This is a genomic window from Streptococcus sp. CCH5-D3 (assembly GCF_001556435.1).
Classification (GTDB): Bacteria; Bacillota; Bacilli; order Lactobacillales; family Streptococcaceae; genus Streptococcus.
This window is the reverse complement of sequence record NZ_LSIW01000001.1, coordinates 1-578: the sequence shown is the minus strand read 5'-3', so window position 1 is coordinate 578 and position 578 is coordinate 1. Positions and strand designations below refer to the sequence as shown.

Below are 578 nucleotides of genomic sequence, written 5' to 3'. Positions count from 1 at the left end.
TTCTCACAAGACATCTAAACTAAAGGAAGTTGATTAATTTCAACTTCCTTTTTAAGCATTTACTTTAATCACATATCAAGAATAAAAGTACAAAATCAAGACTCCAATTTTGTACTTAGTTTAAAAAATAGATCAAAAAAGGTCCTCCCCCAACCTATAGGGAAGAACCTCTTTTTTTGAAGACTAATTTTTTATTTTAACTAACTATTTAGAAGAAGGGAAGGATTCTCTTTGTTATTAGTCTTCTTTCTTACGACGACGGTCCAAAAGACCTAGTCCAAGACCTGTAATCAAGGCTGACAAACCTGTCACCTCTGCAATATGTCCACTTTCTGTTCCTGTCTCTGGTAGAACTGCTTGTTCTTGAGGTTGAGCAACTTGTGGAGTTACTTCTTCAATAACAGTTGGACTTACAGGTTGTTCTGGTTTAACTGGTTGTTCTGGCTCCTCTGGTTTCTTAGGTGTTGGTACCTTAGGTTGTTCTGGAGGAGTTACAGGTTTATCAGGAGTAACCGGAACATAAATGATTGGCGTATCTTCCCCTGGCTTGTCAGGTGTTACAGGTGTTCCTGGTTGGA

1 protein-coding gene is annotated in these 578 nt (G+C 38.1%); it reads right to left on the bottom strand.

What is annotated here, in order from left to right:
• Nucleotides 1-237 precede the first annotated feature (237 nt).
• The coding region (locus tag AX662_RS11020; RefSeq protein ID WP_156430678.1) for an LPXTG cell wall anchor domain-containing protein at nt 238-578 on the bottom strand (341 nt) is incomplete at its 5' end.